This window comes from Brachybacterium sp. JB7, assembly GCF_003335205.1.
Classification (GTDB): domain Bacteria; phylum Actinomycetota; class Actinomycetes; order Actinomycetales; family Dermabacteraceae; genus Brachybacterium; species Brachybacterium alimentarium.
Genome location: NZ_QPGN01000006.1, coordinates 129,104 through 154,664, shown reverse-complemented (window position 1 = coordinate 154,664; position 25,561 = coordinate 129,104). Strand labels below are relative to the sequence as shown.

The window sequence follows — 25,561 nt, the reverse complement described above, 5'->3', positions numbered from 1 at the left end:
ACGGAGGAGAACCCGCTCGATGAGCACCCAGAACCCCACCCCGGCCGGCGACCGCGTCGACGGCCGCACCCCTGACCAGCTGCGTGACGTGCATATCACCCGCAACTGGCTCGACCATGCCGAGGGCAGCGCCCTCATCGAATTCGGTCGCACCCGCGTGCTGTGCGCGGCCAGCTTCACCGAGGGCGTCCCGCGGTGGAAGAAGGGCTCCGGCTCCGGCTGGGTCACCGCCGAGTACGCGATGCTGCCGCGCGCCACCAACACCCGTGGAGCCCGCGAGAGCGTCAAGGGCAAGATCGGCGGCCGCACCCACGAGATCTCCCGCCTGATCGGGCGTTCCCTGCGCGCGATCATCGACCTGGACGCGCTCGGTGAGAACACGATCCAGCTGGACTGCGACGTGCTGCAGGCCGACGGCGGCACCCGCACCGCCGCGATCACCGGCGCCTACGTGGCGCTGGCCGACGCGATCGCCTGGGGCAAGCAGCACGCCGCGGTGCCGGCGGCGAAGCAGGTCCTCACCGATTCCGTGAGCGCGATCAGCGTGGGCATCGTCGAGGGCCGGCCGCTGCTGGACCTCGAGTACCGCGAGGACGTCACGGCCCAGACCGACATGAACGTCGTGGTCACCGGATCAGGATCCTTCGTCGAAGTGCAGGGCACCGCCGAGGGTGCCCCCTTCGACCGCACCGAGCTCGGCGCTCTGCTGGATCTCGCCACCGGCGGCTGCGCAGAGCTCGCGCAGATCCAGCGCGACGTCCTTGCCGAGCAGCGATGAGCGCTGCCGACAGCACCGCCCGAGCCGACGTGCCCACCGGGGCACGCGTGATCCTCGCATCCCACAACGCCAAGAAGCTGCGGGAGCTGCAGCGGATCCTCGCCGCCGCGGTGCCGGGTCTCGACCCCGAGCAGGTGATCTCCTCCGCCGGGATCTCCCTGCCCGACGTCGTCGAGGACCAGGTCACCTTCGACGGCAATTCGCTGCTGAAGGCGCGCTCCGCCGCGAAGGCGACGGGCCTGCTCGCCGTCGCCGACGATTCCGGCCTGGCGGTGGACGTGCTGGGAGGGGCCCCGGGGATCTTCTCGGCCCGCTGGAGCGGCCGGCACGGGGACGACGAGGCGAACAACGACCTGCTGCTCGCCCAGCTCGGCGACATCGCCGACGAGCATCGTGGTGCACGCTTCGTCTGCGCCGCGGCCCTGGTGGCGCCCGACGGCACCGAGGTGGTCGAGCGCGGCGAGATGGTGGGGCGGCTGCTGCATGAGCGGCACGGCGAAGGAGGGTTCGGGTACGACCCGCTGTTCCTCCCCGACGGCCAGACACGCAGCGCCGGTGAGCTCGCTCCCGAGGAGAAGGACGCGATCTCCCATCGTGGCAAGGCCTTCCGGGCCCTCGCGCAGCACGTGGCGCGGCTCCTCGGCTGACCCGACGGCGACGCCTGCCCCTCGGCGAGCGTCCTGTCGTCCCGCCGACGAGGTGCGGTGAGGCCCTGCGGCCGCTCACCGTCACCCTCGCCGTCGGACCCTGAACTGTCGAGCCCCTGAACTGTCGACTCGGGCAATGAGCGAGCGCCCCTGACTCGTCGTGGGTCAGGGGCGCTCGTCGTCGGACGCAGGAGCCGTCTCAGGCAGCGCCCACGTGCGCGAGCGCCCGACGCACGATGAGATCGTGGCCGCCGCTCATCTCGTCCAGCGGCGTGAACTCCTGCTGCAGTTCGTCGATGCCGAACCAGGTCAGCTCCAGAGCATCCTCCTGCGGCGCGGTCTCCCCGTCGACGGGGACCACATAGGCCATCGAGATCGCATGCTGGCGCGGGTCGTGGAAGGGGGAGATGCCGGGCGTCGGGAAGTATTCCGCGACGGTGAACGGCACCGGGGAGACCGGGATGCGCGGCATCGCCATCGGCCCCAGATCCTTCTCGATGTGGCGGGAGATCGCCTCGCGGATCGTCTCGTGGATCATGATCCGCCCGGAGACGATGGCGCGCACGATCTGCCCGCTGCCGGACGCCCGGAGCAGGAGCCCCACTTCGACGACGGCACCATCGACATCGGTGCGCACCGGCACGATGTCGAGGTAGGGGATGGGCAGGTGGCGACGCAGCTGGGCGATGTGCTCCGGCTCGAACCAGGAACCCTCGGCGTCGACGGCGGTGCGGTTGGACATCAGGAGACCTCCTCGTCGGGTCCGGTCAGGTCGCTGTCCTCACCAGGGGCGGCCGCCACGACCTGCGACGGTGCCAGCTGGGACTTCTCCACATGGAAGCGCGGGTTCTGCTCGCGGGTGGCGACCTTCACGGCATGGTCGACCTCCTCGCCCGCGATCATCCGGACGCGCCAGGTCGTGTCCTCGAGCTCGACCAGCGACAGCGTCGCGTTGGGGATCGAGGGCAGCGGCTGCTCGATGATCCCCGAGAGGATGAAGCGGATCAGGGTGCCGTGCGCGACCACCAGGACCTTCTGCCCCGGGTAGCGCTCCTCGAGCGCCTCGAGTCCGTCGTAGCCACGATCGGCCACCGCCTGATGATCCTCACGGCCGGGAAAGGAGCGCTCGGGATACCGCTGCTCCATCTCCTCCACGGCCTGTCCCTCGGCGATGCCCCAGTCGATCTCCACGAATCGCGGATCGGTGCCGCCGAAGGGGATGTCGTGGTCCTCGCCGATGATCCGGCCCGTCTGCTCGGCCCGCTTCAGCGGTGAGGTGACGATCACGTCCCAGTCCACCGGCGGCAGCTGAGCGAACGCAGCATGCGCCTGGGCGATCCCGGTCGCATTCAGCGGGATGTCCGAGGACCCCTGGAAGCGGTTCTGCAGGTTGTAGTCCGTCTGCCCATGGCGGACGAGCCCGAACAGGGTCATGGAGCGTCTCCTCATCGCGGGGGTGATACGTGCGCGAGAAGGGACTCGAACCCTCACGCCCTGGGGGCACTGGAACCTAAATCCAGCGCGTCTACCGATTCCGCCACTCGCGCGCCCGCCCAGCCTATCGGGCCGCAGGGCATGCTCCGGTAGGCTGATGTCCCTGGTGGCGCGACGCACCCGGCCCGACGCGGGCGGTGCATGCGCCCGCCCCTGACATCGACACCACGAACCCCCGCAGCACAGGAGACCTTCATGAGCGCCCTCGAAGGCAAGACCGCCGTCGTCACCGGATCCTCCCGAGGAGTCGGTGCGTCCACCGCGAAGCTGCTCGCCGAGCAGGGCGCGAACGTCGTGATCAACTACCGACAGAAGGCCCCCCGCGCGAACAAGGTCGTCGCCGAGATCGAGGCCGCCGGCGGCAAGGCCCTCGCGGTCGGCGCCGACCTCACGGTCCCGGACGAGGTGCGGGGCCTCATCCAGGCCGCGGTCGACACCTTCGGCAGCCTGGATCTGCTGGTCCTGAACGCCTCCGGCGGGATGGAGGCGGACCTCGGCGAGGACTACGCGATGCGCCTGAACCGTGATGCACAGTCCGACGCCCTGACCGCAGGGCTGGAGCACCTGTCGGTCGGCGGCCGCGTCGTGTTCGTGACCAGCCACCAGGCGCACTTCATCGACCAGGTCGAGACCATGCCCGAGTACGAGCAGGTCGCCCGGTCCAAGCGAGCTGGCGAGGACGCGCTCACCGAGCGTCTCGGCGAGATGTCCGAGAAGGGCGTCTCCTTCGTGGTCGTCTCCGGCGACATGATCGAGGGCACCGTCACCGCGACCCTGCTGAACCGTGCCCGCCCCGGCGCGCTCGAGGAGCGCCGCGAGGCCGCCGGCAAGCTCTACTCGGTCGACGAGTTCGCCGCCGAGGTGGCCGCTATGGCCACGGCCGACGTGCCGACCGGGCACGTCGAGCTGGTGGGCGGCGCCGACGACTTCCTGTCGCGCACGCAGGGCTGAACCGGTCGGCCCGCCTGTGAGGGCGGGCCGCGCCGACGGCCCGAGGGTCCACGGAACGGACCAGAACGGTCGAGGAGGCGAAGCGGATCGCCTGCTCGCGATACGATCAGCGTGATCAAGCCCTGACGACACCCGGAGGCAGTGGTGGCCAAGAAGAACAGCCTGGACGACATGCGCGACGAGGCCTACCGACGCCAGGACAACCTGGCGTCGGACATCGACGAGCTGGTCGATCGCGTGAACCCGAAGAATGCGGTGACCCGCTGGAAGAACGAGCTCGTCGGTTCGGTGAAGGGTTTTTCCGAAGCCGGTGACGAGAAGTCCTCCCCGGTGCCGCTGACAGCGGTCGTGGGAGGCGTCATCGGCGTGGTCGTGCTCGGAGCAGGCATCGCCGTCGCGGTCGCTGCCTCCCGGCGCGAGCCCACTCGGGGCGAGAAGCTCGCGAAGACCATGCGCGAGGCGCGCCGGTCCACCGAGCGCTCGGCGAAGAAGAGCGCGAAGTCCCTGAAGAACTCCTCCCTGCCCCGCTCGAAGGATGCCGAGAAGTACGCGGCAGAGCTCGGCTCGATCCTGCAGGATGCGGCCAAGAACGCGGAGAAGAAGGTCGCGGCGTCCGGCCGCTGATCTCGCAGGCCTCCCAACGGACGGCCTTGACGCCCGACGGACGCCCCCGTGCCTATTGCCCGGGGGCGTCCCTCATTCCTGTGCGCTGACGTACAGCCACGCACCACCCTCCCGCACGAAGCGTGAGGTCTCGTGCTGTCGGTGCCGACCCTCGGGCGTGCGCGCGATCGCCAGGAACTCGACCGTGCCCTCGTCATCGAAGGGGCCGCCGTCAGAGGTGGAGAGGATCTCCAGGCGCAGCCAGCGAGTGCCGTCCGTGAGGGAGGCGTCGAGCTCTTCGCGCGGGGGCCTCTCCTGCGGATGCCAGGACCGCAGCAGATGTTCGACGTCCCGCACGGCGAAGGCCGTGTACCGCGAGCGCATGAGCGCTTCAGCGGTCGCGGCGCGGCGCTCCTGGCGCAGCACCGGCCCGCAGCAGGCGCCGTAGACGTCGCCCAGGCCGCAGGGGCAGCGGGAGCCGTCGGAAGGGGGAGCGGGTACAGAGGTCGCAGACGTCATGGCATCAGTATCCCGGGCTCTGCGCCGCGGCCCCCATGATCATGCCGGGGGCGTGCCGGGCACGGGCCGTACGAGGTCAGCGGCGGGACCAGCCCGGCGTCGACGGGCCGACCGTCGGCCGCCATCCGGTCTCGGACATGAAGCGCACCGAGGAGACGCGCAGCGATCGACGCTGGGTGTCCAGTCGGGTGCCGACGATCGCCTGGGTGATCTCCGGATAGAACTTCGCAGGGTGCTCGACACCGGCCTCCGCGGCCAGATCCTTCGCCCAGCGGGCCTTGGTGATCGGCTCGCCCCCGACGTTGTAGAAGCCGCTGTCCGCGCGCAGAGCCGCCACGAAGGCCCGGCCCGCGTCGGTGTGGTGCAGCAGCGTCACATAGTTCTCGGGCTTGCCCAGCAGGATGGGATCGCCCGAGCGCGTGGCCTTCAGCGCATGGGTGGTGTGCTGGTCGCGGCCGAAGAGCTGGCCCAGGCGCAGGATCACGGAGCTGCGACCGGCCGCGGCGAAGTCCACGGCGGCACGCATCTCGGCGACGCGTGGGCGGAACGCCTGGTTGCGCACGCTGAGCGGCTGGTCCTCGCCGATCCAGTCCGTCCCGTTGTCCGGGTACAGGTAGATCGTGGACTCCTGGATCAGCTTGCGCACGTTCGCGTCGGCCGCGGCGCGGGCGATGGCGACGGAGCCCTCGAGGTGGAGCTTGTCGTCCTCGCGCCAGGACAGCGGGCGCAGGCCCGCCATGCCGACGGGGACATGGGCGAGGGTGTTGATGACGACCTCGTACCCGCGGAAGGCGCGGGCCAGATCGGTGCGGTCGAAGACGTCCGCCACGACGGCTCGGCCGCCGCGACCCTCGATGATCGGGACCCCGGAATCGCGTCGGGTGATGCCGGTGACCTCGTGGCCGGCGGCGACGAGCGCCTCGACGGCTTCCTGGCCGAGCACACCTGTGGCACCGGTGACCGCGATCCTCACCCTGACCTCCTTCGCCGACGATCCGTGGACCCTCGCGCGTCGACCTTCCTGAACACGTCGAGTCTATGTGATCGCGAGGCCCGCCCCGGTCCGAAGCCGCGATACGGGAGCTGCTGTCGGCTCGCTCACAGAGAGTGCTCTCGAGTTGGCAGGTCGGTGCCCGAGGGGTAAAGTTCTTTTTTGTTCGGCGCCATTAGCTCAGTTGGTTAGAGCAGCTGACTCTTAATCAGCGGGTCCGGGGTTCGAGTCCCTGATGGCGCACCGACAGTCGAAGCCCCACCGGTCAACCGGTGGGGCTTCTTCGCGTCCCGGAACGTTCCGGAGCGGGAGGCGCGGGTTAAGTGCCAAAGCGCGTGTATCGGGCTCATCGCATTTAAAGGTGTAGCAGTGGCCTGAATCCTCCGGTGTCGAGAAGCGAGCGGATGATGTAGTGGGTGAGGGTGTGGAAGCCGAGGGCGGTGCCGCGGAGGTGCTCGAGGCGGCCGTTGAATCTCCTATGTTTGTCAAGCGGTGAGTCGGGCACGGGCTGCGGTGGTGAGGTGACGGTAGATCTCGCGGGCGGGGTAGCGCTTCAGGCAGCGGCGAATTTCGCGGAGGGTGCGTCCTTCAGCAGTGCGGCGCTCGACGTAGGCGCGAGTTCTTGGGTCCATGCGCATGCGAGCGACGATGGCCATGTGGAGGGCGCGGTTCAGACGGCGGTCACCGCCGCGGTTGATGCGGTGCCGCACGGTGTTGCCCGAGGACGCGGGGATCGGGCTGGCGCCGGCGAGTCTGGCGAACGCAGCCTCGGATCTGATCCGACCCAGATGCGACCAGGACGTCAACGCGATGGCGGCGGTGACCGGGCCGATGCCGGGCTGGTCGAGCAGGCCACCAGCGGGGCTCTGGCGAACAAGGTCTGTGATGCGCTTGGTGATGTCCTTGAGCTCCTTGTCGAGCGCGGCGACTCGTTTAGCGAGCCTGGTGGCCTCGCCGCGTGCGGTCGCTGTGGCGAGGGCTTCATCGCGGGCTCGCCATGCGGCAGTTGCGTCGATTTGGGCCTGGGTGAGCGGGCGGCGAGCAGCACCTTGACAGCCGCGCGGACGCCGTCGTCAGCGCGCGGTTCGCGCAGCTGCGTCTCGTGCAGCGGGAGGGCTGCGGCAGCGATACGGCGTGCATCGAGCGGGTCAGACTTGCCGATCGTGCGGTTCGCGCGGGCGTTCATCCGCGGAGCCTCGACGACCGTGTATCCGGTGTCCGCGGCTACTGCGCGCAGACGAGCACCGTAGGTACCGGTGCCCTCGATCGCCCAGAGCACAGTGACGTCACCGCCGGTGCGGTGCCCGGCCCACGACACGGCCCGAGACAGGCCTGCGGCGGTGTCTGGAAACTGGGCCTCATCAACGATCTCGCCGGTCGGGCAAGCGAGAATTGAGACGGCGTGGTTGCGGGCGCGGGTGTCCACGCCGATGACGAATGGACGAGCATGCGCGACGATAGCCATGGCGATCGACGCTCCCCTCCGCGAGACGGACATGGTCACGGTCGCTGAACGGCCGGCGCCGGTCCGGGAAGAGGTCACTTCGGGGCGAATCTGTGATGGGCCACGACCCGAGGGTCGGGCAGTCTCCTGATGAGGTCACCGAGATGGGCTGGACGGCGCCGGCCGGGCCGCACCGAGCGGACAATTCAACGGGAAGACACCGCAAGCTGCGGGCCAATTGCTTCGAGAGTCACACCCGGTTCGACACGACCGGTATCCATCCTGACCAGCCGATCCCAGATCAGCCAGAGCCAGACTCACAGATCGCTTCGGTGGGTCCGTTGCTGGTGCCGGGCCGGTCGAAGTAGGCCAGCACGTCCTCGGCCCGGCGTTTCAGGGTGCGGCCGAGGGTGATGACCTCGGTCAGCGAGGGAGGGACGTCGCCGGCGAGGTCCGTGATCGCGCCGGCGAGTTGCTGCTTCGCGGCGGCGCGGTCGGGGTTGCGGTAGGCCTGGACGATCCGCTGGAAGATGCCACAGGTGGGGTGACCGTGGCGTGCTCATCGGCGGCGAACACGCTGTTCAGGCGGTCGCATTGACGGCTTGTGAGGAGCTCTGCACCGGTGCGGAGGGTTCGGCGGATCCCGTAGAGAGGATCCCCAGAACGGCCGCGGTGCCCGCGGGTGACCTGCTGGATCCGCTGCCGGCACTGGTCCAGTGCATCACCTGCCAGGGCCACAACGTGGAAAGGATCCATCACCGCGACGGCCTGCGGGATCTCTTTCGCAGCGGCGGTTTTGAATCCGGTGAACCCGTCCATCGCGACCGTCTCGATCCGGTCCCGGAAGACGGGCTTCTGCTCCTGGAGCCAGGTCTTGAAGACCTTCTTCGAGCGGCCCGGGACCATGTCCAGCAGCCTCGAGGGGCCGGTGCCATCGCGGATCGGAGTGAGGTCGATGATCACGGTGACGTACTTGCTGCCGCCACTGGTGTGCGACCAGACGTGCTCATCGACGCCGATCACTCGGACTCCGTGAAGCCGGGCAGGATCATTGATCAGCAGCTCGGAGCCGGCGTCGAGGACAGCGTCGTTCACGGTATGCCAGGCAGTGCCGAGGTTCTCGGCGACCCGGGAGGTCGACATCCGGTCGATGACCACGCTCTTGAACGCCCAGTAGATCGCGGCCCGGGAGAGCTTCTCCCGGGCCGCTGCAGTTTTCGACGTGTCCTGCCGCCATATGGTGCAGCAGTCAACGCAGCGATAGCGCCGCACCCCAACCGGCAGCAGAGTTGGCCGCCAGCCCAGTGGAGTGTGCACGATCGTCCTGGTCACTGTGCCACGAGGAACACCCGCCTGGCCACAGCGATGGCACCACTGGTCATCCTCGAGGACCCGACACTCCAGGACCGCCGTGCCGGGCTCGATGCGCTGACCGGTGACTGTGAGCCCCAGCCCGTCCAGGCCGCAGAAGGCATCGAGGGCAGGGCTCGAGAAGGTAGCGTTGAACATGTCGAGGTCTTCCAGATGGCGAGCGTCATAACTTCCATCATCGGGAGACCTCGACACATATCCCCGCACCGACGCGCCCACCCCGCCACCGGCCGCTACACCCTCACCTGCGAAAAGCCCGTTTCGGGCATATTCCGATTCTCTTTCGCGAGACTCGGAACGGAACCCAGGGCGCTTCATCCGGGCCGACCACAACAAACCTCGATCTTTCATGGGGTCGGTAGGTCCGCTCGGTCGGCGTCGTTGCCGATCTTTGCGGACTCATTCTGGCATGAGGGTGTGACGGTCCGCCGCGTGTCGGTCGCGGTGGTCGGGCGTCCAGGGCCGTGGGTCCTTCAGAGAGTGCGGTCAGTGACAGGGCCGTGGGCTATCCAGCGGGGGCGGGCAACTGGGCGAGGCGGGCGTGGCCGGCCTGGACGATCCGAGCCCAGATCGACCGCTCCGAGAAGTGCAGGACCTGCTGTCGAGCATGGCGCGCGATAGTCGCGGGGATCTGGAACAAGCGGTGCCGGGCGCGTTTAGGCTCCCACCTCCTTGCGGGCTGGCCGGCATAGCCGAGCATCCCCATCCAAGCAGTAATCTCGCTGGCCAGGGCCACGATCTGGCACCAGATCCGGTTCTGCGCGAACGACGTCAGGGGCAGGTTCCGCAGGCCCATGTCCTTCGCCACGCGGATCCGGTCCTCGCAGCGAGCACGGCGACGGTGACGGAACTCGAGGTCCGCGAGCTGACCCTGCGTGGTGTTGGTCGCGAACGCCGTCAGGCGGTAGCCATCGACGTCATCGAACCGCAGTTGCGCACCGGGATGAGGGCGCTCGCGACGGACGATGACACGCATCCCGTCCGGCCAGTCCTCATCGAGGCCGAGCAGCCCCGTCAGCTCCGCGACGTCCGCTCCCTCCCGCACCTCGCCATCAGAGTTATAGGCGGGTTCCCAGACGTGCTTCGGGATCAGGCCGAACAGCTCCGGCGTATTCGCGGGCAGGGTGAACCCGACCGAGTACGAGACCCGCCGCTTCACCAACTCCTGCAGCGTCTTCTTCGTGCCGCCGGCCCCGTCGATCCGGACCAGCACCTTCCGCCCCGGCCGGGATCCCATCCCGACTTGGGCCAGCGCATCGGCGATCACGCTCTTATGGTCCGCTGCGGTGTTCGAGCCGGCGTTCCCGGGGCGCAGGAGACAGGCCAACATCTCTCCGGACCCGCCGGTGCCGTGGTCGACGAACGCGAGCAACGGATGGAATCCGAAGCCCTTCTTAAACGTCGGCCGCGCGAACTCCTTCTCGCTGTGAGAGGTCACCAGCGAAGCGTCCAGGTCGATGACCAGCGGGCTCTTCGCCGTGACCCCCGCGCTGGGAGCATACTCGCCGGCCAGGGCCCAGGCTCGACTGCGTGCTTTCCGGCGGGCGGCACTGATCGCATTCTCGACCGCCCGGGCGTCAGCCGCGAGGGTCGTCAGCAGGCGAGAGATCGTCGGATCCGAGGCCACGGACCCATACACATCAGGCTCCGCTCGGAGCGTGGCGACGTCAGCCAGGCAATCCCCACCGACCGCCAACATGAGCGCGAGATCGGTGAGGATCTTCCCCGGATCATGCCGCGAGAACGGCTTCCGCCACGGCGCCAGCGCCCTCGAAAGCTCGACGGCCAGGCCCGTCGCGCGGACGGTCTCGGTCAGCAACACACCACCGGCCTGACCGACCGCAGACACCGGCGCGACATCAACATGAGGACGTGGATACAACCCGGTAGCATTCACCCTGAAGGTGCTCCCTGAACTGGCGTGAAATGGACCTTAGACAAGCCCTATTCTTCCAGGTCAGGAGCACCTTCACCCATCACGACCCACCCCTCGGACACCTCAACGATGAAAGCCCGAGGCAAACACCTACAGCCTGTTCAACGCCGATTTACCGAGTGTGGCCGGGGTGCGTGATGGTAGGGCGGGAGCGGGCGCGCTGCTGCTGCATGATCCGGCCAAATTCGTCACACCAGCTAGGAGACAGGATGTATCCGTTCCGGAGGCTTTCCTCCACAGTGAGTTCGGTGGGGAACCCGAAAGTGTCGTACAGGGTGAATACGTCTGCCCCGGTCATCCCTGCAGGGCCTCGCCGGTGCAGTTCCTCCAGGCCTTTGCGGAGGGTGCGCCGGAATGAGCGTTCTTCTTTCTCGAGCACCGTCACGATTGTCTCGTACTGCTCGTCGAGCTCCGGGTAGTCGCGGGTGTAGAGGGCGGTGATCACCGGGATCGTGGTGGGTAGGAAGCTGCCCTGGATGCCAAGATCCTGTGCGTACCGGATCGCCCGGCGCATCAGGCGGCGCAGCACATACCCGCGTTCCTTGTTCCCCGGCCGCACCCCGTCCACGGTCATGAACACCGCCGCACGCAGGTGGTCGGCGATGACGCGCATGCTCGCCGTCTTGTCCTGGTAAGAGCGGCCGCTGAGCTTCTCCAGGTGGTTGATTATAGGGCGCAGCACACTGACCTGGAACACGTCAGGGTCGTTGTTCGCGGCCGCGGCGATCCTTTCCAGGCCGCCGCCAAAATCCACGTTGCGGTGAGTCAGCGGGGTGAAGGAGCCGCCGGGTTGGCGCTGATATTGCATGAACACCTGGTTACCGATCTCCATGAACCGGCCGCTTTCGCTAGCCGGATGTGCGAGACCATAGGTCGGGTTGTGGTGCTCGGGTCCGAAGTCGTAGAACACTTCGCTGTCCGGTCCGCATGGGTCCCCGATCGGGGTGCCAGCCAGCCCTCTGCCACGACTCCACCAGTTCTCCTCATCACCGTAGAAGAAGATCCGCTCGCCCGCCTGTATGCCACGGGCGTCCCCGTCGGCTTGGCTGCCGATCACCGCGACCTGGGCATCGATGCCGTGTTCGGCGAACACCTGCTGCCAGATCTGCACCACCTCATCATCCCGCGGGATGCCCGCCTGCGCGTCGCCGGCGAACGCGGTCACATACAAACGATGCGGGTCCAACCCAACGATGCGGGTGAGGAAGTCGAAGAACCAGCGGATCTGCTCAGTTTTGAAGTAGTCGCCGAGGCTCCAGTTGCCGAGCATTTCGAAGAATGTCGTGTGACGGTTGTCGCCCACATCCTCGATGTCCTGCGCCCGCACCGCTGGTTGACTATCCGCCAACCGCATCCCGTCCTGGTGCGGCGCCCCCAGAAGGTATGGCATCAACGGTTGCATGCCGCTTCCGGTGAACAGGGTGGTGTCATCCCGCTCCGGGATCAGGCCGGCGCGGGGGATAAGGGTATGACCGCGTTCCTCGAAGTAATGCAGGTAGGCGGTGCGGATCTGGTCTGTTTTCAAAGGCATGAGCGGTGTCGTCCTGAAGTGAGTGAGGGGGGAGGCTGCTCGGCGCAACGGGTGTTTTCAGCGGTTTGCCCGATCCTGCCCGCGCCAAGCGTCGCTGGAGTCGATCTTGGGGGCGGGTTCGGGCTGGGATCCGTATCGTCGCCCGCTACTGTGCCTACGCTCGTCGTGGAAGTGGCATCTGCAAGCTAATAGAGCGGGACCGGTTCGGGAAGGGGGCCGGCGGCGGTGACAGTGCGGCCCTAGAGGGCGCGGCACGACTGCTGGGCCCCGATTCCGCCCCATGATCATTGTCGTTGCCGAGTGGGTCGGTTGGCAAGAAATCGAGCGCGTCCGCCCCTGGATGGCGTTCTCACCCGCGGCCAGCGGCAAGCCGAAGTAGGGGTCGTTGCATCGTCAACGTACATGTTCACTCTTCCGATAGCGTTGGGGATGCTGATCGTCACGTCAAAACTGACCACAAGGAAAAGGGAATTAATCCAGGTCGGGGAGAGTCGAATCCGCCCCGGGGACAGTGCGTGCTGGCGCATCCCGGGTCGGCCTCCTCGTTCAGTCGCGCGGATGGGCGTCGACGAGCTGGGTGAACCGATGCACGTAGTCGCGGAGGAATCCGATGGTCTTCTCGGCGGTGATGTCCCCGTTCTCATCGATCAGGGCCGGGGATCGGCCGAGGAAGACTTCGGGTTGCCCGGGTGTGGGCATGTCGAAGTAAGACAGGGCCAGCCGAAGGTTCTTCTGCGAGCTGTACCCGCCCATGCGTCCGACCGAGTGGCTGATGATCCCTGCAGGGAGGTTCTTCCAGGCGACATCGCCGTTGGGCTTGGAGCCGATGTCGATGGCGTTTTTCAGGCAGGCTGGGATGGTGCGGTTGTTCTCCGGCGTGACGAACAAGACTCCTTCGGAGGCTTTGATGGCCTCTCGGTACTGCATGTATTCCGGCGGGGTGGGTTTGTCAGTGACCTCGGGGTCGTCGTAGTCGAAGTCATAGAGAGGAAGGTCGCGGATCTCAACGATGTGTGCGTTGTAGCCTTCGGGAAAGTAGCCGATAACGTTGTGGGCGATTTTTCGTGCAAAGGAGCCGCGGCGCAGGCTGCCTACGAGGACGGAGATGTTCTTGCTCAAGGGGCTGTTCTCTTTCTATGAGGCGTATATGTGGGAGTGGCGGTTGGGTTAAAAGTCCCAGTCGTCGTCGCTGGTGTGCTCGGCCTTGCCGATGACGTATGACGACCCGCTTCTGCTGAAGAGGCCGTGGTTCTCGTCGGCGCTGGGAGCCAGAGCGGCGAGGCTCTCCGGCCTCACCGCCGTCTCGTCGCCGTTGAATCGCGCCGGGTAGCCGAGGTTCATGACGTCCTTGCTCGCGTTGTAGCGCACGAAGACTGCGACATCCTCCATGCGGCGGAGGGACTCGTGGGGCTCTCCGAGTAGGCAGCACATGAAATCTTGCATCTTGTCGCGACGCCCGGAATGGGCCTCCAGTCCGCGCTCGTACTTGTAACCCGAGTAGTAGCCGTGGACAGCTTCGTCGCCCAGGATGAGCCGGATCATGTCGGCGGTGTTGGTCAGGAAGGCGCGCACGGAGAGGTGCAACGGCAGATAGACGCCGGCGTAGAGCTGCAGGCTGTAGGGCAGGGTGGAAAAGACCTTCCGCTTCGGAGGGTCGGGTCCGTAGTAGTACTGGAGCACCTTCTTGCATCGTTGCTGAAGCAGATCGTTGCTGACCGCCCACTGGTAAGGCTCGTCGACCTCCCGGGTTCTGGTCAGGGTCGAGAACACGGAAGGGTGCGGGCGTGCATGGACGGACTGCATGAAGTAGACCGCCTCCTCGTGCTTTGTCCGGGCCCCCTGGATCTGGCAGATCTCCCCGACGGCTGCCTGCACGGTGTCCAGCATGGCGAGCCCGGTGAGCGCTCGCATGGTCAGGGTGCGCTCGTGCGGGGCAAGTGCCTGCCATTCCTGGTCGTCGCTGGATAGTGGGACCGTTTCGCGTGGCCAGAAGTGCGCGGTTAGCTGGCTCCACATCTCGAGGACTTTGTCATCGCTGATGCGGTTCCAGTGGGTCGGCCGCAGCCGAGCCGTGGGGTCGTGGCGGTATCCGGTTGGGGTGATGGACGCCGCGAGTGCCGGTACGGCGGTGGTCATGCTGTCCTCCTGTGTTTATTCGGCACGCGATCGGGCCCGCCTGTCCTCTTCCAGGAGAGATCGAGGTCTGCGTTCACCCGATCGACGTCGCACTGGGTGCCCACCAGATCGAACCTGTACAGGTCTGGGACGCCGCACTTGCGCGAGATGACGGGGTCGGCAAGGCAGTAGTGCTCGCCGAAGTTGGTGTTGCCCGCGGTCATGCCTCCGCGCGCCAGGGTCCGGTTGGTGGGGGCGTTGAGGAAGGCGATGATCCGTTTGGGAACGGCCCCGGCTTGCTCGCGCCCGCCGTAAGTCGGGACCACCGGTGCGAATGGTCGGCATGCGCGGATCTTTCCGTCCTGACGTGGGCGTAATGGGATCCTCGTCGCCGGTCTCCCGAGCCGCTGTGCGAAGCGAAGCGTGTTCGCCGAGGTGCTGAAGAAGAACGCCAGGTCTGCCGAGTCCTGTCGCGTCAGCACGCGTGTCTCGAACCTAGGTGTTGCACGTTTGATGGTCGTCTTCACCGCCCGCTACTTCGTTGTCGTTGTGTGCGGGGCAGCCCGGAGCTACCAGATGTCGGGTCTAAGTAGCTCCGTGGTGCCACATGTGGCGATATCAGGTCCGCCGACCGTCAAGTGTACGTCATGTCGAGGTCGTAGATTCGCAGTGCCGAACCATAAAGTTCGTCGAGCCGAACTTAGTCACGCACGTGGTCGTGAGAGGAGGTAGGTCGCCGAGGCGCGTGCGAGGGCGATGGAGTGCTGCGCTCGGCGTAGCCGCAGTGGGCGCAGCGCTGCTGCTCACCGGATGCTCCGGTGGATCCGGAGCGAGTTCCACGAACGGGGAGAAGCCTGTGGTGCTGACGACGTTCACCGTGTTGGAGGACATCGCGGAGAACGTTGCCGGCGATCATCCCGTGGTGGAGTCGATGACGGAGCCGGGCGCGGAGGTCCATGGGCACGAGCCGACGCCGGGAGGCATCCGGAAGGCCTCGGAAGCCGGCCCGATCCTGGACTACGGCTTGAACCTTGAGGCGTGGTTCGGTGGCTCTTCGCGGCTCGTGGTGAAGGAGAGCGTCGCGTCGCTGGCGTAGAACGGCCCGTGGTCCTGCTGTGATGGGTGTTGTCTAGACAGCCACATCCCAGAGGACCACGAGCCTGTGCACGAGAATACTGGTTCGCAGCGAGATGCTGCGAGCACGATCTTCAACCTGCCCAACTACCGCGTCACAGACGCTGTCGACCTGCTCGACGGAGGTCGGCGGGTGGTGATCGCCTCGACCGTCCCGCCCGGATGTCCGTCGTGCGGGGTGCGCGCGACCAAGGTCCACTCCCGCCGGTCACAGAAGGTGCGAGACGTCCCCGTGGCCGGGGCTGTGGAGGTGGTGTGGGCCAAGCGGCGCTGGTTCTGTCTCGAGCCGGCCTGCGACCGGCGCACGTTCTGGGAAGCGACCGACCAGGTCCCGCACCGTGCGCGCTCGACGACCCGGTTGCGGGATCAGGTTGTCTCCGCAGTGATCACCTCGGGCCGGGCAGCCTCAGAAGTCGCCCGGGCTCATGGCGTCTCGTGGTGGCTGGTCCAGGCCGCGCTGGCGGCTGCCGCAGTGGTCCTGCCCACCGTCGACGACGTGCCAGTAACGCGCCTGGGCATCGATGAGCACCGCTACCGGTCGGTGCGCTGGTTCCGCACCGACGAAGGTGCCTGGAAACGGTTCGAGCCATGGATGACGACCTTGGTCGACCTCGCCACCGGGCAGGTCCTCGGCATCGTCGACGGCCGGGACTCCACCGCCGTCGGCCACTGGCTCGCCCAGCGATCTGACGCCTGGCGGGAGCGGATAGAGATCGTCGCGATCGATCCCTCGGCCGCTTTCCGTAAAGCACTGCGGACCTACCTGCCCCGCGCCGCGGTCTCGGTCGACAAGTTCCACCTCGTCAAGCTCGGAAACGACATGGTCACCACCGTTCGTCAGCGCCTCGCCCGCGCTCACCACGGTCGTCGGGGCCGGAAGGACGACCCGGCCTGGGCGCACCGGATGCTGCTGCTGTGTGGAGCTGACACCCTCACCCCGAAAGCGTGGAACCGGCTGGAGACGGTGTTCCGCACCGATGACCCCACCGACGAGCTCTCCGCTGCCTGGGGCATCAAGGAGCAGCTCCGCCGTCTGCTGGCCACCGACACCCTCGCCCAGGCCTGGGACGAACGGATGCGGATGGGCTACTTCGCCCAGATCGCGAACATGCCCGAGGCGACCAAGCTCTACGACACGATCGTGACCTGGTGGGACGCGATCGAGATCCTCATCGTCACCGGCGCGACCACCGCCCGCGTCGAGGCCGCGAACACCGGCATCAAGAACATCAAACGCACCGGCCGCGGCTTCCGCAACGCCGAGAACTACCGCACCCGTATCCTGCTGGCCAGCGCCGCGAGAACCGTAGCGTGAATACCCGCCACAGCAGGGTCATTCACCACGAACCGCGAAGAGCCGGTTCGGTGAGGAGATCGATGCACCCCACCGTGGTCTCCGAGGGATCGACGCCATCGACATCACTTGGGGGCCTACGCAGGCGTGAACCGACCCGCATGCCTGGATGAGCCCGAAGTGAACCGCCCTGGGTTTCCCGGAGGGTTGGTGGTTGCGCGGCCTCCGGGACGGGGACCACGGTCTTAGCCTGCCGGTGGGTCTGCTCGAACTCAAGGGGCGGCAGGTGTCCGACGGCGGAGTGCAGCTGGTGGTGGTTGTGCCAGCGGACCCATGCGGAGACCTGCCACTCGACCTCGGCCCGGCTCTTCCAGATCGGGCCGCCGTCGTGGATCGCTTCGGTCTTGAACAGTCGGATGGTGGACTCGCACAGCGCGTTGTGCAGCGCGTCGCCGACAGTGCCGATCGAGCCGGCGATGCCGGCCACGGCGAGCTCCGCGGTCACGGCCAGCGAGGTGTACTGGCTGAGCGCCGGCGTCGCTGTGATAGGCCAGCTTGCCGACTTCCCAGTAGGCGCCGTTGCGATGGCGGGTGTCGATGGCCTGCCGCAGCGCGTCGGTGACAAGGAACGTGCGCATGCTGGTAGCGACCCGCCAGCCCAGTATTCGGCGGGAGAAGGCGTCCACGACGAAGGCGACGTAGACGAACCCCGCCAGCGTCCAGACGTACGAGAAATCCGCTACCCACAGCTGGTCCGGGCCGGTGAGGGCGTCCCAGCTCCGCTGGACCAGGTTGGGATGCCGAGCCGCCTTTTCCTCGCGCCGGGTGGTGCGCGTAGTGTGCCGGCCGCGGACGACGCCGGCGATGCCCATCAGCCGGTCGACCTGGACCCGCCCGAGCTCGAGTCCCTGGCGGCGGGCTGCGTGCCACAGCTTGCGCACCCCGTAGGCGCTCCAGATCTCCCGATGCAAGGTGACCAGTAAGTTTGCTAGGTAAGTGTCCTCCAGCTCCGCGGAAGTGACTGGCATCGAGCGGCGAGCGTAGTAGGTCGACGGCGCGATGCTGATGCCGTGCTCGGACAGCACGGCGCAGATCGGCTCGGCGCCGAACCTGGCCCAGTAGGTGTCGATGAAGGTCACGATTACTTGAGTCGGCGGTCGAGCTCTGCCTGCGCGAAAAACGCGGGTGCGGTCTTTAGGATCTCATTATCCCGTTCGAGCTCCGCGCCCCTCTTCTTCAACGCCCGCACCTCCTCGCTATCAGACGATCGGGGCGATGCGGCCGGGGCACGGGTGCCCTCTTCTCGCTCCAGGTCTTCGATCCAGTTGCGCAGCGTGGCAGGGTTGAGGTCCAGCAGCGAGCCGACGTGCCGTCTCGCGCTGAGCTCGGACTCTGTTCCTTCTGCGAGCCGTTCGCGATACATCCGCACCGCCCGCTTGCGGAACTCCTGGTCGTACTTCCGTGGTGCTGCCATGACAACGCTCTCCCTCGCTAGATCAGCGCCCTCCGGGAGCCCCCGGGCGGTTCAATACGTGCCGAGAGCCGTTTCCACCCTCGCTTCTCCGTCCATGACCTGGACGAATTTGGCCGAATCGAAGACCGCACGACGCCATCGGCAACGTCCGAATGCTTTCGATCGCGGTGACGGGGATGGGGGCCCGCACGAGCGGTGTGTCGGTTCCCTGCGCCTCGCCTTCTTCTACATTCGGCTCATGTCTGGTTTGCCTTGCCATTCATTCGCGTTGTTGTAAGGGTGGTGTCCGTTCGGGTGCGTAGCGCAGGCCGTGTCCGAATCGGAAGGTTGGGCTTTGAGTGTCGAACGGGGTGTCTTCACGGCTGTTCTCGACGGCGGTGGTCGAGGAGGGCAGGTCGAATGGGGGCTCCGTGGGGTGAGGCTTGTCCGAAGACGATGTCGAGGAATGCGGTGTCGTCGCTTCCGTAACTGGCTAGTACGGCGGCGGCGTTGTGGATGATGTCGGGGATGATCGCGGGGCGGTCGAGGTAGATGTCGACGATGGTGGGCAGCTGCGTGTAGAGGTGAGCTTGGCATGCGCGTTCTTCCGGGTTCTATTCGAGCGGGCCGGCGTGGAACATGGTCTCGAATCCGCCTGGGCGGGGCTCGGAGGGTGCTTTGAGGCGGATGAGAGCGATGTCGGCATCGGCGGGGTCGGCGGGGTCGGCGACGATGGTGCCGTATGCGGCGGCGAGGTGCGGGTCGACTCCTTCGAGGTAGATGCGCCCGGCCGGGGGTGAGGGGGAGGATGTTGTCGCGGTTGGTCAGGAGCGTGTAGGAGCGGCGCTGAGCGTCAGCGCCTTCTGCGGTGAAGGCTGCGTTTCCTACGATGTCCTGCGCACGGTCGGGGTCGACGAAGCGGTGGTCGAAGAGGCCTAGATGTAGTTGGTCATGACGTTGTCGACGCCGGTGTGGAGGCGTGAGGCCGGGGGCTGGTCGCCGCAGGCGGTGTGGGGGCGATGGTAGTCATAGTGATGGACCCAGACCGCGATGGCCTCTCGCCGTTCGTTCTCGGAGGCGTAGGCGCGGGCGTAGAGGCACTCGTCGGTAAGGATCCGCTGGTAGCGCTCGATCTTCCCGTTGTGGCGAGGCGTGTAGATCCTCGTGCGCTGGTGACGGCCGATGAACGCGCAGGTCGAACGGCGGAATGCCTTCGAGGTGTAGTTGCTGCCGTTGTCCGTGATCAGGCGGGTGATCCTGGTGATGTTGTGGGCAGCGAAGAACACCAGTGCGCGGTGAAAGAACGCGATGGTGGTGGCGGCTTTCTCGTCCTCGAGCGCCTCGGTGTAGGCCAGGCGGGAGAACCCGTCCTCCATCGAGTGGAGGTAGGTGTAGCCGACCTTCTGCTTGTGGGCGCGTTTGCCGGCGAGGGCCTGTTCGCTGCCGCGGCCGTGGGCCCACCAGCCGCCGCCGTCGGGGATCTTCCCGACCTTCTTCACGTCCATGTGGACCATGTGGCCGGGATAGCGGGCGATGACCTTCCCTGGTCGGCGAAGGTTCTCCCCGTCCGGGGTGATGTCGCGGATCCGATTCAGTCCGAGCCGGTCCAACCAGCGCGTCACCGTCCGCACGCAGCACGCGAAGCCGTGCCCGTCGGCGAGCTCGCGGGCGATACGGCGCGCGGACCACTTCTTCGTCCGTCGCCAGGACTCGATCAGCTCGAGCACCCAGATCGGGAGACGGGTAGGGCGGTTCGCTGGCGCGCTGGAGTGATCCTGGAGCCCACCCTCGCCTTGGTCACGGTAGCGGCCGACCCATTTCGAGAGCGTGGTGCGGGCGATGTGGAACTCGGCGGCGACGTGGGCGATCGGGCGACCGGAGTCGACGACCTGGGCGACAGCGCGCTGTCTTCCGACGACGGTCAATGGGGCATTACGGTGGTGCATGGAACGGGCCTCCTCCTGCAAGACGGTTGCTTAGACACCACCCATCGTGCAGTCCAGGGGCCCGTTCCTTCATCCCCCACGCGCCGTCCACAACGTCATGACCCGCAACACCTAGATGTACTCGGCCAGCAGGTTGATTACAGGCGGGTGATGGGCGGGTGTCTTCCGAGCGCGGTGTGGCGGCGGCGAGTGTTGTAGAGCTCGAGCCATGGCGCAAGGGCGCGGGAGCGCTCGATGTTGCAGACGAGCACCTGCCAGTAGGTCCACTGGACCTGCAACGTGCGGTTGAACCGCTCGACCCTGCCGTTCTGCCAGGGGTAGTGAGGCGTGATGAACAGGTGCTTTGCCTCGAGAGCGTCGATCATCTCGCGCACCGCGGGGGCGCTGCTGCACCGCAGGTGACTCATCAGTCCGTGCTGTGCCGTGTTCCAAGCAGTCGACGGGCGAGGTCGAGCGCGACGAAGGCGACGAGTGTTGCTCCGAGCAGGGGAAGGGCGAGGCCGACGACCGCGGCTATCGCGATGAGAATGCCGTAGGCCGCTGCGGTGTCGACCCGGCGACCGAGAGCGGTGGGAAGTCCTGTGCGCGGCGGCTTGGGGCGACGTCGCCACCACATGCGGTATCCAATGACAATGAGCGTGATGATGGCTCCTGCGATGGCGATGAGCAGGAGCTGGTTGGGCCAGCCGAAGAGGATTCCCATGTGGAAGGAGATCCCGGCTTCGGCGAGCTTTCCGGCGACCGGCCAGTCGGCGAACTGCACGCTCTCGACGACCGCTCCGGAGGCGGGGTCGAACGCCATGGAGTCCTGTTTCAGGGGCCATGAGCGCTGCACCTGCGAGACGACCCATGCTCCTCCGTCAGTGCTCGGAGTAATCGCCACCGGATCACCGAGTCCCTCTGCACGGGCCACGTCGAACACGCTCTGCGTGGTGGCCGGAACCTCTTCTTCTGCGACCTGGGTGGTGGTTGTCGCCTCGGAGGAGAGGTACGGCGTAGACCAGTCCAGGCTCTGGCGCAGCGCGCTGAAGTTCCCGCCGGCGAACTGGGACCAGGTCAGTCCTGTAGCGGAGAGGAAGAACAGTCCGATCGCGGCCCAGACGCCGATGGTGGCGTGGAGGCTAATGGAGCGCTGTCGCTGTGGTCCCTTGTGCTGAGGCAGAAGGTAGGCGCGGGCAGAGCGGGTGCGGACCTTGCGGGTTATCCAGATGATGAGTCCGCTGAGGGCGAGGACCCACAGCCAGCTGGCGGCGACCTCGCTGTACCACCGGCCGGCGTCGCCGAGGTGGAGGTTGCGGTGGAGGTCGTCGCACCACGTCCGCAGCGGCAGCCACTCCTCGAAGGTGTTCAGCACGCCAGTAACCTCACCGGTGTAGGGGTCGACAAATGCTGTGAGCTGCCGGTCTTCTCGGCGGAACCTGTCAACCTTTTTGGGTCACTTGCTGAGCTTCGTCGTTGAGTTTGCTGGCGGGGTCTTCTCGTCCTGGTCGGGCGGGTTGATCCAGGCTGTGGTGGGCAATGCCGGCGGGACTGGGTGGTGGCGGACGAACCGCTCGGGGTGGGCCATATAGGCCTTCTCGAGGACGCTGGCGCGGTGGTCCCGGATCTCGGCGGCGTAGCCGTGGTGGACGTCGATCGGGGTGTGCATGCCGATCCCGGAGTGGCGGTGGACGGTGTTGTACCAGCGGTAGAACTCGCTGCAGAACGCTCTGGCGTCCTCGATCGAGCCGAACTTCTCGGGGAACTCGGGCCGATACTTCAACGTCTTGAACTGCGACTCTGAGTACGGGTTGTCGTTGGAGCAGTGGGGGGCGGGAATGCGTCTTGGTCACGCCCAGGTCGGCCAGCAGGAACGCGACCGGTTTCGAGGCCATCGAGGAGCCGTTGTCCGCGTGGATGGTCAGCTGATCACGGTCCACGTCCTGCTTGGCGATGGTCTCGCCCAGCAGCTTTTCAGCCAGCGCCGCCGACTCGGCGGGGGCGACCATCCATCCCACCGTGTAGCGGGAGAAGATATCGATGATCGAGTACAGGTAGTAGTACGTCCACTTCACCGGACCGTGGAGCTTCGTGATATCCCACGACCACACCTGATTCGGGCCCTCAGCTGCGAGTTCGGGCTTGACCCGGGGCGGGTGCGTGGCCTGGCGGCGTCGCTCACGGACCTCGCCGCGGCGGCGTAGCAGGCGATACATCGTCGAGACCGAGCACAGGTAGACACCCTCATCGAGCAGGACCGCGTGAATCTCGGCCGGGGCCATGTCCACGAACCGCTGCGAGTACAAGACCGCGAAGACCTCGGCCTCCTCGGCTTCGGTCAGGGCCCGCGGCTGCCGGGCCGGCTCGCGGCGCTGACGCGGCGGTGCCGGGGACTGGCGATGGCGGCGGTAGTGGGTGGCCCGAGACCGTCCCACCGCCCGGCAGGCTGCTTTGGTGCCCACCAGCTCGGTGAGCTCGGTGATCGTCTCGTCGATCATCGCTTCTCGGGCTTGTCGTTGCTGCTGGTCGAGAACTGGTCCAGCAGCGCTGAGAGTTTTCCCTGGACCTCGATCACCGCCTCGGCCTTGTCCAGATCCGACCGCAACCGCTCATTTTCCTTCCGCAACCGCGCGGCTTCATTCTGGGCTGCTGTGGCCGGTGCCGCGCCCCCGGAGCGACCCAGTGCCTCTTTGGCTCCGCGGTCGCGCTGGTCTCGCCAGGCGCTGATCAGCGAGGTATACAAGCCCTCCCGGCGCAGCAACGCGCCTCTGCCTTCGCGGTCCGCATTCTCGTACTCTGCCAGGATCTCGGCCTTGTACTTCGCGCTGTAGCGACGCCGGCGGGCCTTGGGCGGGACCTGCGGGTCAGGGACTTCATCCATACCCCCAGAATGCCTCGACTCGATCGGAGTTGTCATCGTTGTGTTCATCGCGGGGATACCTCCTCCCGCCCTCTACGACACCAAACCGGACCATCCGGGTGTCTCATCTAAGGCTGACACAGAGGGCACGCCGCGCCAACGAAACGCGCATCGTGAGCCTGCGGCGCAGACTCATCACCGCGGCCCTGCTCACCGTCCCGCTGATGGATGTCACCATCGCGCTGGCGCTCGTGGAGCAATGGCGGTTCCCCGGATGGGAGCTGCTGTGCGTGCTCCTCGCGATCCCGGTGGCGACCTGGGCGGCATGGCCTTTCCATCGTGCCGCCTGGCGGACTCTCCAGAACCGCTCCGTCAGCATGGACACCCTGGTCTCGATCGGGATCATCACCTCGTTCAGCTGGGCCCTGATCTCGATGGCCGCCGGGATCGAGACCAGCGGCGGCGTGTGGCTCGGTTTCGGAGAGGTGCCTGACGGCGCCAACGCCCTGTACCTCGACGTCGCTGCTGGGTTGACGACGTTCCAGCTCGCGGGTCGCTACTTCGAGACCCGCAGTCGGCGCCGCGCCGGCGACGTCCTCGGCGCACTGTCCGCACTCGGAGCTCGAGAAGCCCGCAGACGTCACGACGACACCGAGGCGATCGTCCCGGTTGAGGAACTTCGCGCCGGCGACATCATCATCGTTCGCCCCGGAGAGACGATCGCCGTGGACGGCCAGGTCATCGAAGGCACTGCTTCCCTCGACACAGGCGCCATGACCGGTGAATCGCTCTACCGGACCGTTGGGCCCGGGGACGACGTCATCGGCGGTTCCATCTCCGCGGACGGGATCCTCGCCATCGAGGCGACCCGAGTGGGGGCACACACGCAGCTCGCACAGATGGCCGCCATCGCCGAGCAGGCCCAGATTCGCAAGGCCCAGGTCCAGCACCTCGTCGACGCTGTCGTGCGCGTGTTCGTTCCCGTCGTCCTCGCTCTCACGGTGCTCGTCGCACTGATTTGGCTGCTGGTAGGAGCCGGTGCATCCACCGCGGTGACTAACGGGATCAGCGTCCTGATCATCGCCTGCCCCTGCGCCCTCGGACTCGCCACCCCCACTGCCCTGATGGTCGGCGTCGGCCGCGGCGCGTTACTCGGTGTGCTCGTCAAAGGGCAGGACGCCCTGGAAGCCAGCGGAAAAGTCACCACCGTTGTCCTGGACAAAACCGGGACCCTCACCCTCGGCGTACCGCGCGTGGTCGACATCCACCCTCACGGCGTCACTGCCGAGCAACTGATAAGGCTGGCTGCGGGCGTTGAAACATCCTCCGAGCATGCCGTCGCCGAAGCACTCCGCAACCTCGCCGCAACTCTGGTCGCTGACATTCCCGCAGCAACCGACCACACCGTCTCCCCCGGTCACGGAATCAGCGCAACGATCAACGGTGAGATCATCGCCGTCGGCAGCCCCGCCTACATGGACGAGCTCGGCGTCCGCATCTGCCCCGACCTCACAGGGATCGTCAACGCTGCCACCCGCAACGGACAGTCCACAGTCCTCGTCGCGCAAGGTACGAAAGCGATCGGAGCGATCACACTCGCCGATCTGATGAAGCCAGACGCCGTTGACGCCGTCGCCGCCCTGCACAGACTCGACCTACAGACCGTGCTGCTCACCGGCGACACCTCCGCCGCAGCCCAGCGCGTCGCAAAATCCCTTGGGATCACCCAGGTCCGCGCCGGTGTACTGCCCACCCAGAAGGTCGACGTCATTGAACAGCTCCAGCGAGAAGGCCACCGAGTCGCGATGGTCGGAGACGGCATCAACGACGCCCCAGCTCTCGCAGCCGCCGATCTCGGACTCGGCATCGTCACCGGAACACACGTCGCGCTCAAGTCCGCCGACATCATCCTCGTCCGCGACGACCTCTACGCCATCGCCGATGCCATCACGCTCGCCCGCGCCACCAACCGCACCATCCGCACCAACCTCATCTGGGCCTTCGCCTACAACATCGCCGCCATCCCCATCGCTGCAGCGGGCCTACTCAACCCCCTCATCGCAGCCGCAGCGATGTCCCTTTCATCCGTGTTCGTCGTCCACAACAGCCTTCGACTCCAAAGCATCCGGACCCTTCGCCCCACCGAAAGACGAGACGACTAAGCCGACCCACCAGCTCAGCCGCAGCCTCGTTGCATCCGGAAAACCGCATCAGCACGGCCTCGCCGAGGAAGTTCCCAACTAGGGCACCCCGGCAGGACAGCCACTAGACGGTCTTTTACGGTTCCCAATAGGGCCCGAAAGTGCTCTGTCCCTCTTTGCCAGGCTGATTGTGAGTCACCTCAGGACCAGTTGGGAGAGCAGGGCGATGACGATCAGCCCGGGATTCACGTCGGCGGAGATCCGCGAGTTCGTGCATGAGTATCAGGTGCAGCCGCACGGGGCGAAGGGACCGTGGCTCGCCGCGCGCGGCGTTCCGTATAGACGGCTCCGGCGGTGGCGGGGGACGGTATTCG

16 protein-coding genes, 2 tRNA genes, 7 pseudogenes and 1 other annotated feature are annotated in these 25,561 nt (G+C 66.7%); of the genes and pseudogenes, 8 read left to right on the top strand and 17 right to left on the bottom strand.

Translation table 11 applies throughout. The annotated features are described in order from the left end of the window. Positions 1-19 precede the first annotated feature (19 nt). Positions 20-778, top strand: coding sequence for a ribonuclease PH (gene rph, locus CIK81_RS09705; protein WP_096163527.1), 759 nt, complete (start codon positions 20-22; stop codon positions 776-778). Then, positions 775-1,425, top strand: coding sequence for an RdgB/HAM1 family non-canonical purine NTP pyrophosphatase (gene rdgB, locus CIK81_RS09700; RefSeq protein WP_096163528.1), 651 nt, complete (start codon positions 775-777; stop codon positions 1,423-1,425). Before rph ends, rdgB begins: the two co-directional genes overlap by 4 nt. A gap of 199 nt (positions 1,426-1,624) precedes the next feature. Here the strand turns inward: rdgB and CIK81_RS09695 are convergent, their stop codons facing one another. The 3 genes from CIK81_RS09695 to CIK81_RS09685 all read right to left on the bottom strand — a co-directional run bounded on the left by CIK81_RS09695 (position 1,625) and on the right by CIK81_RS09685 (position 2,972). Continuing rightward, positions 1,625-2,167: an NUDIX hydrolase family protein gene (locus tag CIK81_RS09695; RefSeq protein ID WP_096163529.1), complete on the bottom strand. Its 543-nt coding sequence runs from the start codon at positions 2,165-2,167 to the stop codon at positions 1,625-1,627. Beyond that, on the bottom strand, positions 2,167-2,859 hold the full coding sequence (locus tag CIK81_RS09690) for a histidine phosphatase family protein (RefSeq protein WP_096163530.1): 693 nt from the start codon (positions 2,857-2,859) through the stop codon (positions 2,167-2,169). The genes CIK81_RS09695 and CIK81_RS09690 overlap by 1 nt, the downstream gene beginning before the upstream one ends. Positions 2,860-2,889: 30 nt before the next feature. Further along, a tRNA-Leu gene (locus CIK81_RS09685) sits at positions 2,890-2,972 on the bottom strand. Positions 2,973-3,114: 142 nt separating this feature from the next. Here CIK81_RS09685 and CIK81_RS09680 point away from each other — a divergent pair. Both CIK81_RS09680 and CIK81_RS09675 read left to right on the top strand, forming a co-directional pair. Continuing rightward, on the top strand, positions 3,115-3,870 hold the full coding sequence (locus CIK81_RS09680; RefSeq protein ID WP_114355647.1) for an SDR family oxidoreductase: 756 nt from the start codon (positions 3,115-3,117) through the stop codon (positions 3,868-3,870). Positions 3,871-4,014: 144 nt separating this feature from the next. Next, entirely contained in the window at positions 4,015-4,494 is a 480-nt protein-coding gene (locus CIK81_RS09675) for a hypothetical protein (protein ID WP_096163532.1), read from the top strand. A 72-nt stretch (positions 4,495-4,566) separates the two neighbouring features. Here the strand turns inward: CIK81_RS09675 and CIK81_RS09670 are convergent, their stop codons facing one another. Together CIK81_RS09670 and CIK81_RS09665 are read right to left on the bottom strand one after the other, a co-directional pair. Then, a complete protein-coding gene (locus tag CIK81_RS09670) occupies positions 4,567-4,992 on the bottom strand; it encodes a YchJ family protein (protein WP_096163533.1) in 426 nt (141 codons plus the stop codon). Positions 4,993-5,068: 76 nt separating this feature from the next. Further along, entirely contained in the window at positions 5,069-5,965 is an 897-nt protein-coding gene (locus CIK81_RS09665) for an NAD(P)-dependent oxidoreductase (protein ID WP_114355646.1), read from the bottom strand. A gap of 187 nt (positions 5,966-6,152) precedes the next feature. Here CIK81_RS09665 and CIK81_RS09660 point away from each other — a divergent pair. After that, positions 6,153-6,226, top strand: a tRNA-Lys gene (locus CIK81_RS09660). A gap of 281 nt (positions 6,227-6,507) precedes the next feature. On the opposite strand, the pseudogene CIK81_RS09655 reads toward CIK81_RS09660, so the two are convergent. The 7 genes and pseudogenes from CIK81_RS09655 to nrdI form a co-directional block, all read right to left on the bottom strand. Continuing rightward, a pseudogene (locus CIK81_RS09655) lies at positions 6,508-7,448 on the bottom strand (IS110 family transposase); the annotation flags it as partial. 301 nt (positions 7,449-7,749) lie between these two features. Continuing rightward, positions 7,750-8,936 (bottom strand): annotated as a pseudogene (locus tag CIK81_RS09650) (ISL3 family transposase); the annotation flags it as partial. A gap of 367 nt (positions 8,937-9,303) precedes the next feature. After that, positions 9,304-10,695, bottom strand: coding sequence for an IS1380 family transposase (locus tag CIK81_RS09645; RefSeq protein WP_114355359.1), 1,392 nt, complete (start codon positions 10,693-10,695; stop codon positions 9,304-9,306). A gap of 151 nt (positions 10,696-10,846) precedes the next feature. Then, on the bottom strand, positions 10,847-12,265 hold the full coding sequence (locus CIK81_RS09640; RefSeq protein WP_096163535.1) for an alanine--tRNA ligase-related protein: 1,419 nt from the start codon (positions 12,263-12,265) through the stop codon (positions 10,847-10,849). Between the two features lie 546 nt (positions 12,266-12,811). Next, positions 12,812-13,384 carry an NADPH-dependent FMN reductase gene (locus tag CIK81_RS09635; RefSeq protein ID WP_096163536.1) on the bottom strand — a complete coding sequence of 191 codons (573 nt, stop codon included), beginning with the start codon at positions 13,382-13,384 and terminating at the stop codon, positions 12,812-12,814. A gap of 48 nt (positions 13,385-13,432) precedes the next feature. Then, complete coding sequence (locus CIK81_RS09630; RefSeq protein ID WP_096163537.1) at positions 13,433-14,401, bottom strand: ribonucleotide-diphosphate reductase subunit beta; 969 nt, start codon at positions 14,399-14,401, stop codon at positions 13,433-13,435. Further along, positions 14,398-14,895 (bottom strand): class Ib ribonucleoside-diphosphate reductase assembly flavoprotein NrdI, encoded by a 498-nt coding sequence (gene nrdI / locus CIK81_RS09625; RefSeq protein WP_096163553.1) that lies wholly within the window; start codon positions 14,893-14,895, stop codon positions 14,398-14,400. The genes CIK81_RS09630 and nrdI overlap by 4 nt, the downstream gene beginning before the upstream one ends. 230 nt (positions 14,896-15,125) lie before the next feature. Here nrdI and CIK81_RS18555 point away from each other — a divergent pair. Both CIK81_RS18555 and CIK81_RS09615 read left to right on the top strand, forming a co-directional pair. Further along, positions 15,126-15,425 (top strand): annotated as a pseudogene (locus CIK81_RS18555) (metal ABC transporter solute-binding protein, Zn/Mn family); the annotation flags it as partial. A gap of 117 nt (positions 15,426-15,542) precedes the next feature. Continuing rightward, complete coding sequence (locus CIK81_RS09615) at positions 15,543-16,829, top strand: ISL3 family transposase (protein ID WP_114355297.1); 1,287 nt, start codon at positions 15,543-15,545, stop codon at positions 16,827-16,829. Between the two features lie 232 nt (positions 16,830-17,061). Here the strand turns inward: CIK81_RS09615 and CIK81_RS09610 are convergent. From CIK81_RS09610 to CIK81_RS09585, 5 genes and pseudogenes are all read right to left on the bottom strand, one after another. After that, positions 17,062-18,282, bottom strand: a pseudogene (locus tag CIK81_RS09610) (IS3 family transposase); the annotation flags it as partial. Then, positions 17,861-17,992, bottom strand: a sequence feature (AL1L pseudoknot). It overlaps the preceding pseudogene by 132 nt. 914 nt (positions 18,283-19,196) lie before the next feature. Beyond that, positions 19,197-20,207: an IS481 family transposase gene (locus CIK81_RS09600; protein ID WP_114355645.1), complete on the bottom strand. Its 1,011-nt coding sequence runs from the start codon at positions 20,205-20,207 to the stop codon at positions 19,197-19,199. Between the two features lie 137 nt (positions 20,208-20,344). Next, a pseudogene (locus tag CIK81_RS09595) lies at positions 20,345-20,560 on the bottom strand (integrase core domain-containing protein); the annotation flags it as partial. A gap of 53 nt (positions 20,561-20,613) precedes the next feature. Then, a pseudogene (locus CIK81_RS09590) lies at positions 20,614-21,606 on the bottom strand (PepSY-associated TM helix domain-containing protein); the annotation flags it as partial. A gap of 36 nt (positions 21,607-21,642) precedes the next feature. After that, positions 21,643-23,103, bottom strand: a pseudogene (locus tag CIK81_RS09585) (IS3 family transposase). A gap of 233 nt (positions 23,104-23,336) precedes the next feature. On the opposite strand from CIK81_RS09585, the gene CIK81_RS09575 reads away from it, so the two are divergent. Further along, the gene (locus CIK81_RS09575) at positions 23,337-25,208 is read left to right on the top strand and encodes a cation-translocating P-type ATPase (RefSeq protein ID WP_241964099.1); all 1,872 of its coding nucleotides are present in this window, start codon (positions 23,337-23,339) and stop codon (positions 25,206-25,208) included. Positions 25,209-25,561 lie beyond the last annotated feature (353 nt).